At 68.3% G+C, this 14,357-nt stretch carries 15 protein-coding genes; 7 read left to right on the top strand and 8 right to left on the bottom strand.

Features of this window, described 5'->3' with window-relative positions; genetic code table 11:
* Positions 1-255: 255 nt before the first annotated feature.
* Positions 256-447, bottom strand: a complete 192-nt coding sequence (locus ACH413_RS13055) for a DUF397 domain-containing protein (RefSeq protein ID WP_360041463.1) — start codon at positions 445-447, stop codon at positions 256-258.
* A gap of 22 nt (positions 448-469) precedes the next feature.
* Positions 470-1,315: a helix-turn-helix transcriptional regulator gene (locus ACH413_RS13060; protein ID WP_360041466.1), complete on the bottom strand. Its 846-nt coding sequence runs from the start codon at positions 1,313-1,315 to the stop codon at positions 470-472.
* 166 nt (positions 1,316-1,481) lie between these two features.
* On the opposite strand from ACH413_RS13060, the gene ACH413_RS13065 reads away from it, so the two are divergent.
* Complete coding sequence (locus ACH413_RS13065; protein WP_093597178.1) at positions 1,482-1,799, top strand: hypothetical protein; 318 nt, start codon at positions 1,482-1,484, stop codon at positions 1,797-1,799.
* A gap of 386 nt (positions 1,800-2,185) precedes the next feature.
* Positions 2,186-4,399: a SulP family inorganic anion transporter gene (locus tag ACH413_RS13070; RefSeq protein WP_360041470.1), complete on the top strand. Its 2,214-nt coding sequence runs from the start codon at positions 2,186-2,188 to the stop codon at positions 4,397-4,399.
* Between the two features lie 55 nt (positions 4,400-4,454).
* On the opposite strand, the gene dacB is transcribed toward ACH413_RS13070, so the two are convergent.
* Positions 4,455-5,990, bottom strand: a complete 1,536-nt coding sequence (gene dacB / locus ACH413_RS13075; RefSeq protein WP_360041473.1) for a D-alanyl-D-alanine carboxypeptidase/D-alanyl-D-alanine-endopeptidase — start codon at positions 5,988-5,990, stop codon at positions 4,455-4,457.
* Positions 5,987-7,417 (bottom strand): NADP-dependent phosphogluconate dehydrogenase, encoded by a 1,431-nt coding sequence (gene gndA, locus ACH413_RS13080; RefSeq protein ID WP_360041476.1) that lies wholly within the window; start codon positions 7,415-7,417, stop codon positions 5,987-5,989. Before gndA ends, dacB begins: the two co-directional genes overlap by 4 nt.
* 121 nt (positions 7,418-7,538) lie before the next feature.
* On the opposite strand from gndA, the gene ACH413_RS13085 reads away from it, so the two are divergent.
* Complete coding sequence (locus ACH413_RS13085; RefSeq protein WP_330273382.1) at positions 7,539-7,841, top strand: DUF2218 domain-containing protein; 303 nt, start codon at positions 7,539-7,541, stop codon at positions 7,839-7,841.
* Here the strand turns inward: ACH413_RS13085 and ACH413_RS13090 are convergent.
* Positions 7,824-8,417: a LysE family translocator gene (locus ACH413_RS13090; protein ID WP_360041479.1), complete on the bottom strand. Its 594-nt coding sequence runs from the start codon at positions 8,415-8,417 to the stop codon at positions 7,824-7,826. The two genes, ACH413_RS13085 and ACH413_RS13090, sit on opposite strands and share 18 nt — an antisense overlap.
* 60 nt (positions 8,418-8,477) lie before the next feature.
* Here ACH413_RS13090 and ACH413_RS13095 point away from each other — a divergent pair, with 60 nt between their 5' ends.
* On the top strand, positions 8,478-8,984 hold the full coding sequence (locus ACH413_RS13095; protein ID WP_360041482.1) for an Lrp/AsnC family transcriptional regulator: 507 nt from the start codon (positions 8,478-8,480) through the stop codon (positions 8,982-8,984).
* Here ACH413_RS13095 and tesB read toward each other — a convergent pair.
* Positions 8,959-9,870 (bottom strand): acyl-CoA thioesterase II, encoded by a 912-nt coding sequence (gene tesB, locus ACH413_RS13100; RefSeq protein ID WP_360041484.1) that lies wholly within the window; start codon positions 9,868-9,870, stop codon positions 8,959-8,961. The two genes, ACH413_RS13095 and tesB, sit on opposite strands and share 26 nt — an antisense overlap.
* A 9-nt stretch (positions 9,871-9,879) precedes the next feature.
* A complete protein-coding gene (pyk, locus tag ACH413_RS13105) occupies positions 9,880-11,304 on the bottom strand; it encodes a pyruvate kinase (protein WP_360041487.1) in 1,425 nt (474 codons plus the stop codon).
* Between the two features lie 64 nt (positions 11,305-11,368).
* Here pyk and ACH413_RS13110 point away from each other — a divergent pair, with 64 nt between their 5' ends.
* Positions 11,369-11,716, top strand: coding sequence for a VanZ family protein (locus ACH413_RS13110; protein ID WP_360041489.1), 348 nt, complete (start codon positions 11,369-11,371; stop codon positions 11,714-11,716).
* On the opposite strand, the gene ACH413_RS13115 is transcribed toward ACH413_RS13110, so the two are convergent.
* Entirely contained in the window at positions 11,661-12,311 is a 651-nt protein-coding gene (locus ACH413_RS13115; RefSeq protein WP_360041492.1) for a DUF2461 domain-containing protein, read from the bottom strand. The two genes, ACH413_RS13110 and ACH413_RS13115, sit on opposite strands and share 56 nt — an antisense overlap.
* 75 nt (positions 12,312-12,386) lie before the next feature.
* On the opposite strand from ACH413_RS13115, the gene ACH413_RS13120 reads away from it, so the two are divergent.
* Together ACH413_RS13120 and ACH413_RS13125 are read left to right on the top strand one after the other, a co-directional pair.
* Positions 12,387-12,704: a hypothetical protein gene (locus tag ACH413_RS13120; protein ID WP_396424973.1), complete on the top strand. Its 318-nt coding sequence runs from the start codon at positions 12,387-12,389 to the stop codon at positions 12,702-12,704.
* Between the two features lie 33 nt (positions 12,705-12,737).
* Positions 12,738-14,306: a helicase-associated domain-containing protein gene (locus tag ACH413_RS13125; protein ID WP_396424974.1), complete on the top strand. Its 1,569-nt coding sequence runs from the start codon at positions 12,738-12,740 to the stop codon at positions 14,304-14,306.
* Positions 14,307-14,357 lie beyond the last annotated feature (51 nt).

Below are 14,357 nucleotides of genomic sequence, written 5' to 3' on the forward strand. Positions count from 1 at the left end.
TAGAAGGCATTCTTACGCTTAGCGTGTCCAACCAACCACAGACCGCGAGATCAACGGAAACCGGAGATCAGCGCGTCCGGGCAGGTTGGACCGGACAGCGGAACACCCGCTGCTCCCCATGATCGACGTGGGTCGGCCGGCGTGCAAGGGGCATCCAGCCCGCGGCGGCGGAACGCCGGCCGGCCCACGTCCCCTTACGCGAGAAGGCCCCGGCTGGTTGATCCAGCCGGGGCCTTCCTCGTTCTCGTCTTCCAATCAGCTGACAAAAGAGCCGGTCTTCGCGGCGGCGAGGAATGTGTCCCATCCCGCGCCGCCGAACCTGAGCCGCGACCCGTCCGCGTTCTTGCTGTCACGAACCGCCGCGCCTGATGAGACGAGCGCGATCTCGACGCACTCCGGCCCACCGGCCGACGACCTGCTGCTCTTGCGCCAACGCAAGCTTTCCACTCTGTTCACTCTCCGGTCGCAGTCACGCGAGAGTGCGAGCGATCTCCGTGATCAGGGTTGCCGATTCCCGCGGGGTCAGGGCGGAACTCACGAGACGCTCGAACATCTCGGCGTAGGAATGGACGTCCGACTGTTGTTCCAGGTAGACGCCGCTTCTGGTGCTTTCGATGTACACGACGTCGGAGTCGAGCTGCTCTGGAAAGCTCAGGATGACGAACGGGCCGTCCATCGCAGCATGACCACCGGCGCTGAACGGCACGACCTGCATCGTGACGTTCGGCAACGCACCGACTTCGAGAAGACGCGCCATCTGCACGCGCATCACCTCGGCGCCGCCGACGAGCCGGCGCAGGGCGGCCTCGTCGATCACGACGTGCAGGCGCAACGGGTCGTCCTCGCTGAGCAGGGCCTGCCTGGCCTTGCGCAACCGGACGCGGCGGTCGATCTCGCCGGTGCGCGCGTCCGGCAGCACCTGGGAGATCAACGCCCTCGTGTACGACTCGCACTGCAGCAGGCCCGGGATCATCAGCCCCTGGTAGGTCCTGATCGAGTCCGCGTCGGCCTCGTACCCCACGTAACGACCGGGCACGATGTCGCCGAACTCGTCCCACCACGCCTTGCGACGGGCTTCCCTTGCCAGCTGAACCAGTTCTTCGAGGGTGGCGGCGTCCGCGCCGTAAACGTTGAGCATGTCCCGCACGTCACGCGGGCTCACCCCCACACGGCCGGTCTCGATGCGGCTGATCTTGGAGGCCGAGCACTCCAGGCGCTCGCCCACCTCCTCGATCGTCAGCCCCGCCACTTCACGCAGTCGCCGGAGTTCGCTCACGAGCCGGCGCTTGCGCAGAGTCGGGCTGCTACCCCGCATTACTCCTCCTGGACGGCATCCACACCTCGTGGTCCTACCCAGTTTGAGAGCAAAGGAGCTCGTCGCAAAGAGACGTCATCCATTCGTGTACTGCAACTTGCAGATCGCAGGTTGGACGCGACAGTCTGCTGGGGCTGCTTACGTAAGGACTGGAGCTCTGAGCCTGATGGCCGTCACGGTGTTCAGCCAACTGGACAAGTCGCTGCACTCCCACCTGGCCACACTCACCGACCTCGCCGCACGTGGCGACGACCAGACCGCTCTCGTACTCGCCAGGGTTGAGTTGCCGAGGGTGGTCGCGGTGGTGAAGGCGTTGCTCGACGAGCACCAGCCCGACGAGCACGGCCGGTGCGCGACCTGCAAGCGCGGCTGGTTCTCACGGCGGATGCCCGCACCGTGCCGTGCTTATCTCTCGGCGCAGCTGATCCTGACCGTCGTCGGCCAGGAGACTGCGCACGGCAAGCACCTGCGCTCGGTAGGCTGATTTCCGGAACTCGATAGTTCTTCAGTTCCGGCCTGACTTGGGCCGGCTCCGCACCCCCCGACCGGAGCCGGCCCATCTACCTGATCACCTCGCGTGACGACGCCACCCAAGATCAACACGGTTGGCTGAAAGATCTGTCACAGCACCGATTCCGGCGTCATCATTGAGGGCGACGCGGCCTGATCCCGCCCCATGGTGCCTGTGCCGACACGGAGGTGTTCCCGTGCCGACCCCGCATGACCGCGCCGACGAGCTCGATGCCGTCCGGCCGCGCCGCATGCTGCCCTTAGAGCGCCTGTAGAGCGCACTCCCCACAGCTCACTCCCCTCCCCGCCCTGTGCATCCGTCGCACAGGGCTATGCCGCTATTCAGCAAAGGGAAATCTCGTGAACCATCAGCCCAGGTCCAACACCGGCGACCACACCCCGCACGGTCCACCGCTGATCCTGAAGCACGACCTGCCCGCGAGCTTCGTGCTGTTCCTCATCTCGATCCCGTTGTCGCTCGGCATCGCGCACGCCACGGGCGCGCCGCTGATGGCCGGGATCATCTCCGCGGTCATCGGCGGCGTGGTGGTCGGCGCGATCAGCGGAGCTCCGTTGCAGATCAGCGGTCCGGGGACCGGGCTCGTGGTGATCGTGGCCGGGCTGGTCGCGCAGTTCGGGTGGGCGGCCACCGCGGCGATCACGATGGCCGCGGGCACGTTGCAACTCGCGCTGGGGCTCACCGGGATCAGCCGCCTGGTGATGTCGCTGTCCCCCGCCGTGGTGCACGGCATGCTCGCGGGCATCGGCATCTCCATCGCCGTCGGGCAGCTCGTGGTGGTGCTGGGCGGCACGGCGGCGTCGACGGTGCCCGCGAACCTCGCGCTGCTGCCGGGAGAACTGGCCGGGGCGTCGCTCGGGTCGGTGCTGGCCGGTGCCGTGGCGATCGCGGTTCTGCTGCTGTGGCCCCGTGTTCCGCGTGCCTCCGTGATTCCGGCGCCGCTGGTCGCCGTCGCCACGGCCACCGCGCTGGCGTTCGTGCTGCGCCTGGACGTCGCCAGGGTCGACCTGCCGGACAGCCACGCGCTGGTGTTCCCGGAGATGCCGCGGGGCAGCGTCGGCACGGTGGTCACGGCCATCGTCACGGTCGCGCTGGTGGCGAGCATGGAGTCGTTGCTGTCGGCCGTCGCCACGGACCGGCTGCATGACGGGCCGCGGGCCCGGCTGGACAAGGAGCTCATCGCGCAGGGCACCGGCAACGTGCTCGCGGGCGCGCTCGGCGGGTTCCCGATCAGCGGCGGCCTGGCGCGCAGTTCCACGAACGTCGCGGCGGGCGCGAAGACCCGTTACGCCGCGATCTTCCAGGGCTTGTGGATCGCGGTGGCGGTGCTGGCGTTCGCGCCGGCGTTGGAGCTGATCCCGTTGGCGGCGCTCGCGGGCGTGTTGTTCGTCGTCGGACTCCGGCTCGTGTCGGTCGCCCGGATGCGGAACCTGGTGCAGCACCGGGAGTTCCTCGTCTACGCGGCGACCGCGCTCGGCGTCGTCCTCTTCGGACTGCTGGAAGGCGTGGTCGCCGGGCTCGCCATCGCTTTGCTGCGCGCGTTGTACCGGCTGACGCACTGCTCGGTGCGGGTCGAGCGCAACCGGGTGTACGTGCGGGGATCGCTGGTGTTCCTGGGAGTCGGACGGCTCGTGCGGGAGCTGCGCGGGATGCCGCCGGGCGAGACCGTCGTGCTGGAGCTGCACGTCGACTACCTGGACCACGCGTCCTACGAGGCGATCAACGACTGGCGCGAGGGCTACGAGCGGCTCGGTGGCCGGGTTCAGGTCGACGAGGTGCACGACACCTGGTACGACCGGGCGAACCAGGGCAAACCGGGGCGGCGCAAGACGTTGCCCGGCCCGCTGCCGCGCTGGTTCGCACCGTGGTCGCACTGGCAGGGCACGCCCGGCCTGGTGACGTTGCCGGAGCAGCGGTCGTCCGTGGAGGGCGATCCGATGCTGCGCGGGATGCACGAGTTCGAACGTCGTTCCGCGCCGTTGGTGCGGCCGTTCCTGCACGAGCTGGCGGTGCGCGGGCAACGGCCCCAGCAGCTGTTCATCACGTGCGCCGACTCCCGCGTGGTGCCGAACCTGATCACCACGTCCGGGCCCGGTGACCTGTTCTGCGTGCGCAACATCGGCAACCTGGTGCCGATGCCGTCGTCGGACGACAGCTCGGTCGGAGCGGCGATCGAGTACGCCGTGGAGATCCTCAACGTCAGCACGATCGTCGTGTGTGGACACTCCGACTGCGGCGCGATGAAGGCGCTGGTGAACGGGTCCGCGGCGCGCGGCTCGCACCTGCACTCGTGGCTGCGCAACGCCGAGCCGTCGCTGATCCGGTTCCACGCGCCGACGTCGCCCGGCTGCGCGGAACTGCCGGTGGCCGACCGGCTCGCCGTCGCGAACGTCGCACAGCAGCTGGACAACCTGCTCGCCCACCCGAGCGTGCGGGAGGCGATCGCCGCGGGCACGCTCACGTTGAAGGGCATGTACTTCGACATCTCGAACGCCCGCGTGTACCTGGTGGACCCGGACCGCAACGGGCTCGAACCGGTGACGGCACCGGCGTAGAAAAGCGAGGAGCCGCCCCGAGAACTCCCGGGGCGGCTCCCTTTGACGCTGTCGACTAGCAGGTGCCGATCCAGGAGCACTCCACGTCGAAGCGCTCCTTCGCGGGAACCTTCGCGCGGTCCTGTGCCGGAGCCTTGCGCTGCTGCGGCACCGACTGGACCTGCGGCGACACCAGCTGCGTGCCGCCGTCGGAGGCCAGGCGCACGGCGATCCTGTCCTCGATGAGCTTCGGGCTGTTGAACAACAGGACGTTGTTCTGCACCACCGAGAACACCAGGTCCCGGCCCGCCGCCGTCTTCACGTAGCCGGACAGGCCCGAGACGCCGGACAGCGACCCGGTCTTGGCCTTCACGTTGCCCGCGGCCGGCGTGTTCTTCATGCGGTTGACCAGCGTGCCGTCGACACCGGCGACCGGCAGCGACGCCTGCCACGCGGCGAACCACGGCTTGGTCCTCGCCTTGACCAGCACCGAGGTGAGGTCGTCCGGCGAGAACTGGTCGAGCCGCGACATGCCGGAGCCGTCGAAGATCTCGACCGCGTTCGGGTCGACGCCCAGACCGGACCACTTGGTGCTGAGCTGGTTGACGCCGTTGGTGAACGAACCACCCGCGGTCTTGACCAGCACCTCGGCCAGCATGTTGTTGCTGTCCTTGAGCAACGGCACGATCAGCTCGCTGAGCTTCATCGACGTGTCGGTCGCGAGGACGGCGGCGTTCGCCGGCGCCTTCTGCCGCTTCACGCCACCGGTGACGGTGATCCCGTTGGCCTGCAAGGCCTTCTGGAACACCGACGTCACGAGCCCGGTCGGGTCCTTGACCGTCGAGAGCGCGGTGGTCTCGACGGACGTGGACCCGCTGACGAAGATCCGGTTGGTGCCGTGCTCACGCTCCACGGACACGCCACCGTTGCCGGTGGTCGCCGTGGACACGATCTGCACGTGGTCGTTCGCCGGTTCGGTCGTGACGACAGCCGGGGCGCCCGCCGCGGCGCCCGGCTTGACGCGCACGATCACGGTGCCGGCGCTGAACTTCGCGTCCGGCGAGAGCGTGAGGGCCGACGTTTCCGCACTGTAGGCGTACGGTTCGTCGTCCCACGCCCAGCCCGTGCCGTACGGCTGCGCGTCGAACTTGGTGTCGTCGATGACGAGCGCGCCGTTCACCGTGGTGACACCGCTGGCCTTCAACGCGTCCGCGAGCTGCTGATAGCGCAACCGGGACATCGTCGGGTCGCCACCACCTCGCAGGACCAGGTCGCCGTCGAGCGCCGTCCCGGTCCTGGTTCCGGCCGAGACGAGCTCGGTCTTCCAGCGGTAGTCCGGACCCAGCAGGTCCAGCGACGCCGTCGTGGTGAGCAGCTTCATGTTCGACGCCACCTGGGAACGCCTGCTGCTCTGCCTGGTGTAGATCACTTCACCCGAGTTGGCGTCCCGCACGACCAGGCCGACATCCGCGCCCTTCAGCGCGTTGTCGGCCAGGATCGTGTCGAGATCAGCCGTGAGGGCCTCGTTGCCGACCGCCACGGCGCCGCCGCTGGACGTCAGGGTCAACCCTGCCGCCACAGCGACGACCGCCCCCAGAATGCCTAATTTCACGCTTCCACCTCTGATCGATCACCCGACCACAACGTGTGGAAGCTACCGGGCTTGTCCGTGCGGCGGTACGTGTGCGCCCCGAAGAAGTCGCGCTGTCCCTGGACAAGCGCGGCAGGCAGGCGTTCCGAGCGAAGTCCGTCGTAGTAGGCCAGAGCGGACACGAAGCCCGGCGTCGGCACGCCGGATTCCACTGCCCGCACCACAACCCGGCGCCACGCGGCCTCGGCGTTCTGGACCGCGTCGCGGAAGTAGTTGTCCACCAACAAGGACTCGATGTCCGCGTTCGCGTCGTAGGCCTCGCGGATGCGGTTGAGGAACTGCGCGCGGATGATGCAGCCACCACGCCAGATCGTCGCCATCGCGCCGAGGTCGATGTTCCAGTCGAAGTTCTTCGACGCCTCACGGATCATGTCGAAGCCCTGCGCGTACGCGACGACCTTCGACGCGTAGAGCGCCTGGCGCACGTCGTCGACCAGTTCGGCGTCCGGCTTCGCGACGACCTCGCTGGCACCGAACGCCTCGCGCACGGCCTTGCGCTGGTCGGTGTGACCGCTCAGGCTGCGCGCGAACACGGCCTCGGCGATGCCGGTGACCGGCACACCCAGCTCCAGCGCCTCCTGCACGGTCCAGCGGCCGGTGCCCTTCTGCTCCGCGGCGTCCTCGATGACCTGGACGAGCGGGTTGCCGTCCGCGTCGACGTGCTTGAGGACCTCGGCGGTGATCTCGACCAGGTACGACTCCAGGTCGCCCGAGTTCCACTGCGTGAAGACCTCGGAGATCTCCGCCGGCGTCTGGCCGCCGATGCGGGACAGCAGGTCGTACGCCTCGGCGATGAGCTGCATGTCGGCGTACTCGATGCCGTTGTGGACCATCTTCACGAAGTGCCCGGCGCCGTCCGGCCCGACGTGCACGCAGCACGGCTGACCGTCCACCTTGGCCGCGATCTCCTCGAAGACCGGCCCGACGTGCTTGTAGGACTCGGCGGGACCGCCCGGCATGATGCTCGGGCCGTTGAGCGCGCCCTCCTCGCCACCGGAGATGCCGGCGCCGACGAACAGCAGTCCCTTCTCCTTCAGCGCGGCCTCACGGCGACGCGTGTCGTTGAAGTGGGCGTTGCCGCCGTCGATGACCATGTCGCCGGGTTCGAGGATCCCGCTCAGCTCGTCGATGACGGCGTCGGTCGGGCCACCCGCCTTGACCATGATGATGATCTGGCGCGGCGTCTGCAGGCTGTCGACCAGATCCTGCAGCGTCTCGGCGCCGACGAAGTCGCCCTCGTGGCCGTGCTCGTCGAGCAGGGCCTTCATCTTCGCGGGCGTCCGGTTGTGCACGGCCACTTTGAAACCGTGCCGCGCGAGGTTCCGCGCGAGGTTGCTGCCCATGGTGGCAAGACCGGTGACCGCGATACGTGCTTTGCCTTCCGTCATACGCGACAGCCTGCCGTGTTCCGCGCCTTTACGCGAGACGTCACAGGGTGTTCTCAGACTCCGTTTTGCCAGGTGAACCGCGTCACGTGCCGGTACGTATTGCTAGGCGTAAGTTGGCTTCATGACGGAATTCACGAGCGTGGGACGCTCGGCGACCGACCGTGCCCCCAGGTACGGATCGCAGCTGGTGAAGCACTTCACGGCCAAGGACCTCGAGGGGTCCTGGGAGGACACCCGCGGCTTCGTCCGCTTCTCGGCCGGCCTCGCGGAGTTCGAGGCGGCGGACGACGCGTTGATCATGCGCGTGGTCTGCACGTCGGAGGAGGACGTGGCCAGGCTGCAGGACGTCGTGGAACGGCACCTCGTCCGCTTCGGAACGCGCGACGAGCTGTCCGTCACGTGGGACTCAGGTAGCGAGAACTGACGCCGCCAGCCCGATGAGAGCGGTCCCACAGACCCTCTCGAACACCGCGCGCGTCCGAGGCTTGCTGAGCAGCCTGCCCAGCTGACGCGCCGACGGCACCACGATGACCCAGAACACCGCGAACACCCCGACCGTGACGGCGCTCAGCACGGCCGCCTGCGGAAGGGGCGCGGCGTTCGGGTCCATCGCCTGCGGGATGAGGCTCAGGAACGTGAGCATCACCTTGGGGTTCAACAGGTCGCACAACATCCCGCGCAGGAACACGTTCTTCTGCTGAGGCTGTTCGCTCAGCGGCTTGCTGGCCGATTTCAGCGTCATGAAGCCGATGTAGGCCAGGTAGAGCGCGCCGATCGCCTTGACCACGAACAACGCCGCCGGAGCCGCCGCCACGAGCGCGGACAACCCGACCGTCGCGAGCGTCGCGTGGATCAACAGCCCGGTGAGCACCCCGAGCGCCGCCTCGACGCCCTTCTTGAAGCTCCGGACCGCGTTCCCCATGACCAGAACGAAGTCGGGACCGGGCACGACCGTGATCACCACGAGTGCCAGCAGGAACGACGTCCACGCGATGTGCATGACGCAGATCGTCTGTGGTTCGTTCGTGTCTCTTCCAGCTGCTCAGTACGATGTTCGGTTATGCGCGAACAAGCCGAACTGGATTCGGTCGACTGGCACATCCTGGAGGAGTTGCAGAACGACGCGACCCTGCCGAACCGCGCGCTGGCGGAGATCGTCGGGCTCGCGCCGTCGTCGTGTCTGCAACGGGTGCGGCGGCTGCGCGACCTGGGTGTGATCACGGGGTGCCACGCCGTGGTGGACCCGGCTACCACCGGGCTGCCGTTGGAGGCCGTGATCTCGGTGAACGTGCGGCCGCACACCCGTGCCGTGGTGGCTGGTTTTCGTGCTTTTGTGATGGCACAGCCGGAGACGCGGTCGATCTTCCACGTGTCCGGGCAGGCCGATTTCCTGCTGCACATCGCCGTGGCGGATTCCACGCATCTGCAGGCGTTCCTGATGGACAAGATCGCTTCACGGACTGAGGTGCGGAACCTGACGAGTTCGGTGGTGCTGGAGCGGGTGGAGACCCGAGCGTTGACGCCGCCGGCGAACCTGCGGCCTACGCACCGTCGCCGGAAGGCTTGATCACCCGGATCAGCCCTTCCTGCACCACGGTCGCCACCAACTGCCCGTCCCGGGTGAAGAACCGCCCAGTCGCAAGCCCACGATTCCCGGACGCAGACGGAGAAGACGTGTCGTACAGCAACCACTCGTCGGCCCGGAAAGGCCGGTGGAACCACATCGCGTGGTCCAGCGAAGCCCCGAGGACCTTGTCCAGCCCCCAGTACACGCCGTGCCGCGCCAGAACCCCGTCCAGCAACGTCATGTCCGAGGCGTAGGTCATGATGCAGAGCTGCAGCATCGGGTCGTCCGGCAGCTTGCCGTCCGCCTTCATCCACACCTGCGACGAGGCCTCGCCGGGACCGTCCTCACGCGACTCCCACGGCGGCTCGGTCACGTAGCGGACGTCGATGGGCCGCGGGAACTTGGACGTGTGGAGCGCGTAGCCCTCGGCCGCCTCGGCCCAGGTCGGCAGCGACTCCGGGTCCGGCACGTCGGGCATCGGCGACGAGTGCTCGTTGCCCTGCTCCTCCAGCTGGAACGAGGCCGAGAGAGCGAAGATCGCCTTGCCGTGCTGCACGGCGACCACGCGGCGGGTCGTGAAGGACCGTCCATCCCGGATTCGGTCCACCTCGTACACGATCGGCACGCGGGGGTCGCCGGGCCGGATGAAGTACGAGTGCAGCGAGTGCACCCGCCGCTCCACCGGGACCGTGCGACCGGCGGCCACCAGGGCCTGGCCCGCCACCTGCCCGCCGAAGACGCGCACTGGCGACTCGGCGGGCGACACGCCTCGGAAGATGTTCTCCTCGATGCGTTCCAGGTCGAGCAACGCGACCAGGTCGTCCACTGCGGATTGTCCACTCAAGCCGGATGGGCTCGTAGCGGCGGCTCGGGCAGCCTCGGTCACGTCAAGCTCCTACGCGTGGTCGTCCTCCCCCAGCCGGTGCACCCGGATGAGGTTCGTCGACCCAATGGTGCCAGGAGGCGATCCGGCGACGACCACCATGAGGTCACCGGCGGAGTAGCGGCCGATCTCGATCATGGCCACGTCGACCTGCCGGACCATCTCGTCGGTGGACTCGACGCGCGGCACCAGGAACGTCTCGGTGCCCCACGTCAGCGACAGCTGCGAGCGCACGGCCGGCTCCGGCGTGAACGCCAGCAGCGGCAGGTGCGTGTGCAGGCGGGCCAGACGGCGGACCGTGTCACCGGACTGCGTGAACGCGACCAGGGCCTTGGCGTTGAGGCGCTCGCCGATGTCGCGGGCCGCGTACGAGATCACGCCGCGCTTGGTGCGCGGGACGTGCGTCAGCGGCGGCACGACGACCGACTCGGTCTCGACGGCCTCGATGATGCGGCCCATGGTCTGCACGGACTCGATGGCGTAGCGGCCGACCGAGGTCTCGCCGGACAGCATCAGGGCGTCCGCGCCGTCGAGCACCGCGTTCGCGACGTCGGACGTCTCGGCGCGGGTCGGGCGGGAGTTCGTGATCATCGAGTCGAGCATCTGGGTCGCCACGATGACCGGCTTGGCGTTCTCGCGGGCGATCTGGATCGCCCGCTTCTGCACGAGCGGGACGTGCTCCAGCGGAAGCTCGACGCCCAGGTCACCGCGGGCGACCATGACGCCGTCGAAGGCCAGCACGATGGCCTCGAGGTTGTCCACGGCCTCCGGCTTCTCGATCTTCGCGATCACCGGGAGGCGCTTGCCGCCGCTGCGGTCCATGACCTGGTGGACCAGGTCGATGTCGGCCGGCGAGCGGACGAACGACAGGGCGATGAAGTCCACGCCCAGCGAGAGCGCGAACTCGAGGTCCTCGATGTCCTTCTCGGACATGGCGGGCACGGAGACGTCCATGCCGGGCAGCGAGAGGCCCTTGTTGTTGCTGACGGGACCGCCCTCGGTCACCTCGGCCACGACGTCGGAACCTTCGACGTCCACGACCACGAGCGCGACCTTGCCGTCGTCCACGAGCATGCGGTCGCCGACCTTGGCGTCCTTCGCGAGCTCCTTGTAGGTCGTCGACACGCGGTCGTGCGTGCCCTCGACGTCCTCAACGGTGATGCGAACGATGTCGCCGGTGTTCCAGTCCACCGGACCCGCGGCGAAACGGCCGAGACGGATCTTGGGGCCCTGGAGGTCGGCGAGGATTCCCACGGCGCGGCCGGACTCGTCGGCTGCCGCGCGGACCATGTCGTAAACCTGCTTGTGGTCGGCATGGCTGCCGTGGCTGAAGTTCATCCTGGCCACGTCCATACCGGCCGCTACCAGGTCACGGACCTTTTCCGGCGTGCCAGTGGCGGGACCGAGGGTACAGACGATCTTTGCGCGTCGACTCACGTGTAGAGAGAGTAGACCCCGTTCCTGGACCGATCCCGAACTACTACTCAGTAATGTTCTGACCATGGGTCGAGTACTGCCTTTTGTGATCGCGGCGTTGCTCAGCGTCGTCGTTCTGTTCACCCCGGAGTCAGGTGTGCCGAGCTCGCCACCTGGTACGGACAAGGTGGTCCACACGCTGCTGTTCGCGCTGCTCGCGTTCACCGGCCTGTACGCGAAACTTCCTCGCATTTTGCCGCTGCTGGTGGTCTACGCAGGCGTTTCGGAGGTGCTCCAGCAGCTGATCACGCCCCTGCACCGCAGCGGCGACGTGCTCGACGCGCTGGTGGACGTCGTCGGGATCGGCCTGGGCTGGGCTACCGCGACCTGGTGGTCTCGCTCACGCCGACGTGGTCCTCGCACCACGCGTTGAAGTCCTTGAACTGCCTCCACGACTTGCGCACCCGGTCCAGGCACCCCGGCTCGTGCAGCACGTCGTCCGGCTCCCAGACCTTGCGCACGTAGATCGACCGGTACCGGAGCAGGTCGAGGTGCGGGTGGTCGTCGGCGAACCCGCGCGGCTTCGACTTCATCACGTCGCCCGCGAGCGTCCACCCCTGCTTGACCAGCTTGTCCACGATCTTGCGCAGCAGGACGCCGTGCGCGTCGACCGAGGCGCGGTACCGGGCTAGTTGGTCGGACTGCATGTGGAACGAGCCGCCGCCGGTCATCAGGCCCTCGGGGCTGAGCTGCACGTAGTACGCGCCGCCGCCGCGGCCCTTCTCGATGACGCCGCCGCAATGGTCCTTGTACGGCGTCTTGTCCTTGGCGAACCGCACGTCGCGGTACGGCCGGAACACCTTGCCCTCGCCGAACTCCTTCTCCAGCGCGAGCAGCAGCGCCTCCATCGGGGCGCGCACGTCGTGCAGGTAGGTCTCCTTGTTGTCGTCCCAGTACGCCTTCGAGTTGTCCAGGACCAGGCCGTCGTAGAAGTCAATGGCGTACTCGCCGAAACCGCTGAACGTCACCGAGTCAGCCTAGGCGGATCGCCCATGTGCGTGAAAATTCGTTTGAGAACACACAATCAGGCCATAATCCGGTGAATGCCCCGCCGTATCAACGCGCTCGCGACCTGGCTCCTCCAACTCGGGCCGGACGAGGTGGCCGCGATACTCCTGTACCGCCGCGACGTCGCCGACCGCTTCATCCGGACGTTGAAGGACCTCGCGACGCAGCTGACCGACTCCGACTCGGTGCACGCCGTCGAGGACACGCTGGACCAGGGCGCGCTCGACGTGCTCGGCGCGATCGTGGCGCAGAACAACGCCGGGACGGTCGACACGGTGTGCGCCGAACTGCACTGCACCATCGGCGATTTCGAACGCGCGCTCGGTGAGCTCAAGGAACGGGCGCTGGCCTGACCGGAGGGGTCGCGGCTGATCGCGGTGAACTCGGTGCGGACGAACGGCGCGGCGCAGGGCGAACTGACGTTGCGGCCCAAGGCACCCGGTAAGCGCAAGGCGTCCGAGATCTCGCCGATCGTGCCCGCGATGTCCACTGTGGACGGAGTGGCTCGGCTGCTCGCGTACTGCGAGCAGGACACGTTCGACGCCCGCTACACCGGTGGCGTGGCGACCGTGGAGATCCGGCGGGTCGCGCGGGCGCTGCGGGTCTCGGACGGCGTGCTGCGGTTGTGGCTGGAACTCGCGGCCGAAGCCCAGCTGGTCGGCGTGGAACGGTCGCGGCTGCTGCCGACCAGTCAGGGTGACGCCTGGCTCGACTCGCAGCCCGGTCCACGGCTCGCGGCGCTGGTCGCGGCGTGGCGGCGGATGGACTGGCGGCCGGAACCGGACCAGGCGCGGGCGGCGTTGCGCGACTACACCGGTGCCGCCGGGCTAGTGCTGCGCCGCGGCGCGCTGGAGCGGTTCTCGGCGGAGGAAGCCTTCACGAACATCAACGAACTGGTCGACGACCTCGTCTGGGAACGCCCCGCCGTGCACGACCCGAGGGCGACCGCGGCGGTGATCAGCGAGATGGAGTCGCTGGGACTGGTGGCCGGCGGCGCGCTCACGCCGCTGGGAGTGGCGGTGCTGCACGACGGCGACGTCGACACCGCGGCCGCCGAGCTGATGCCCCCGGCGACGGAGAGGGCCGCGTTCCAGACGGACATGACCGCCGTGGTGAACGGACTGCCGTCGCCCGAGCTGAGCGCGACGCTGAACCTGGTGGCGGACCTGGAGGACAACGACGCCGCACGGGTGTGGCGGCTGTCCGCCGGGTCGGTGCGGCGCGCGCTGGACTCGGGACTGTCGGCCGACGAGGTGCTCGCGCGGCTGAACGCCGTGTCGGAAGCCGCGCTGCCGCAGGTGATCGAGTACCAGGTGCAGGACGTGGCCCGCAGGCACGGCCAGCTGACGGTGACGGACGTGGCGAGTTGCGTGCGGGGCACGGATCCCACGCTGTTGCAGGAGATCGCCCGATCGAAGCGGCTCACGTCGTTGCAGCTGCGGTTCCTCGCACCGACCGTGCTGGCATCGGCCCAGCCGATGGCCGAGACGCTCGCGGCGTTGCGCCGGTGCGGGTACGCGCCGACCGGACTGGACGCCGGCGACAAGTCCATTGTGGAGAGTGTCGGCCGGCTGCGGGCCTCCGCCCGCGGCGAACGCAAGCCGGAGCGGTGGTGGCGCACCGAGATGAACGACCTGGAGCTGGCCCAGCTCGCGGTCCGGCTGGTGGAGCAGGAACGGCCGAGCGTCGGACCCGGCGCACCACGGGCCAACGCGGCGCGGATGCTGCGCGACCAGAACGTCTTCCTGCGCGACGAGGAGGTCGTGCTGCTGTCGTCGGCGCTGGTCGACGGCAGCAACGTCGAGATCAAGTACGCGACCGGGCCGCGCCGCACCGACACGTACGTGATCATGCCGACCAAGCACCTCGAGGGCGTGCTGAGCGCGGACTGCGAGGACGGCACGAGCAGGGAGTTCGACATCGGGCACGTCCGCAAGGTCGCGCTCCCCGAATGAACAGCTGGTGAAGTACCCCGGCGTGCGGTGATCACCTGCCGATACTGGGGA

Source organism: Lentzea sp. NPDC020367 (genome assembly GCF_044387305.1).
Lineage (GTDB): Bacteria > Actinomycetota > Actinomycetes > Mycobacteriales > Pseudonocardiaceae > Lentzea.

What these genes read in the sequence shown, in the direction of transcription:
- ACH413_RS13060 (WP_360041466.1), bottom strand. Translation starts at nt 1,315, where the DNA reads ATGCGGGGTAGCAGCCCGACTCTGCGCAAGCGCCGGCTCGTGAGCGAA.
- ACH413_RS13120 (WP_396424973.1), top strand. Translation starts at nt 12,387, where the DNA reads ATGCCCCGCCGTATCAACGCGCTCGCGACCTGGCTCCTCCAACTCGGG.
- gndA (WP_360041476.1), bottom strand. Translation starts at nt 7,417, where the DNA reads ATGACGGAAGGCAAAGCACGTATCGCGGTCACCGGTCTTGCCACCATG.
- ACH413_RS13065 (WP_093597178.1), top strand. Translation starts at nt 1,482, where the DNA reads ATGGCCGTCACGGTGTTCAGCCAACTGGACAAGTCGCTGCACTCCCAC.
- ACH413_RS13095 (WP_360041482.1), top strand. Translation starts at nt 8,478, where the DNA reads ATGCGCGAACAAGCCGAACTGGATTCGGTCGACTGGCACATCCTGGAG.
- ACH413_RS13090 (WP_360041479.1), bottom strand. Translation starts at nt 8,417, where the DNA reads ATGCACATCGCGTGGACGTCGTTCCTGCTGGCACTCGTGGTGATCACG.
- ACH413_RS13110 (WP_360041489.1), top strand. Translation starts at nt 11,369, where the DNA reads ATGGGTCGAGTACTGCCTTTTGTGATCGCGGCGTTGCTCAGCGTCGTC.
- ACH413_RS13085 (WP_330273382.1), top strand. Translation starts at nt 7,539, where the DNA reads ATGACGGAATTCACGAGCGTGGGACGCTCGGCGACCGACCGTGCCCCC.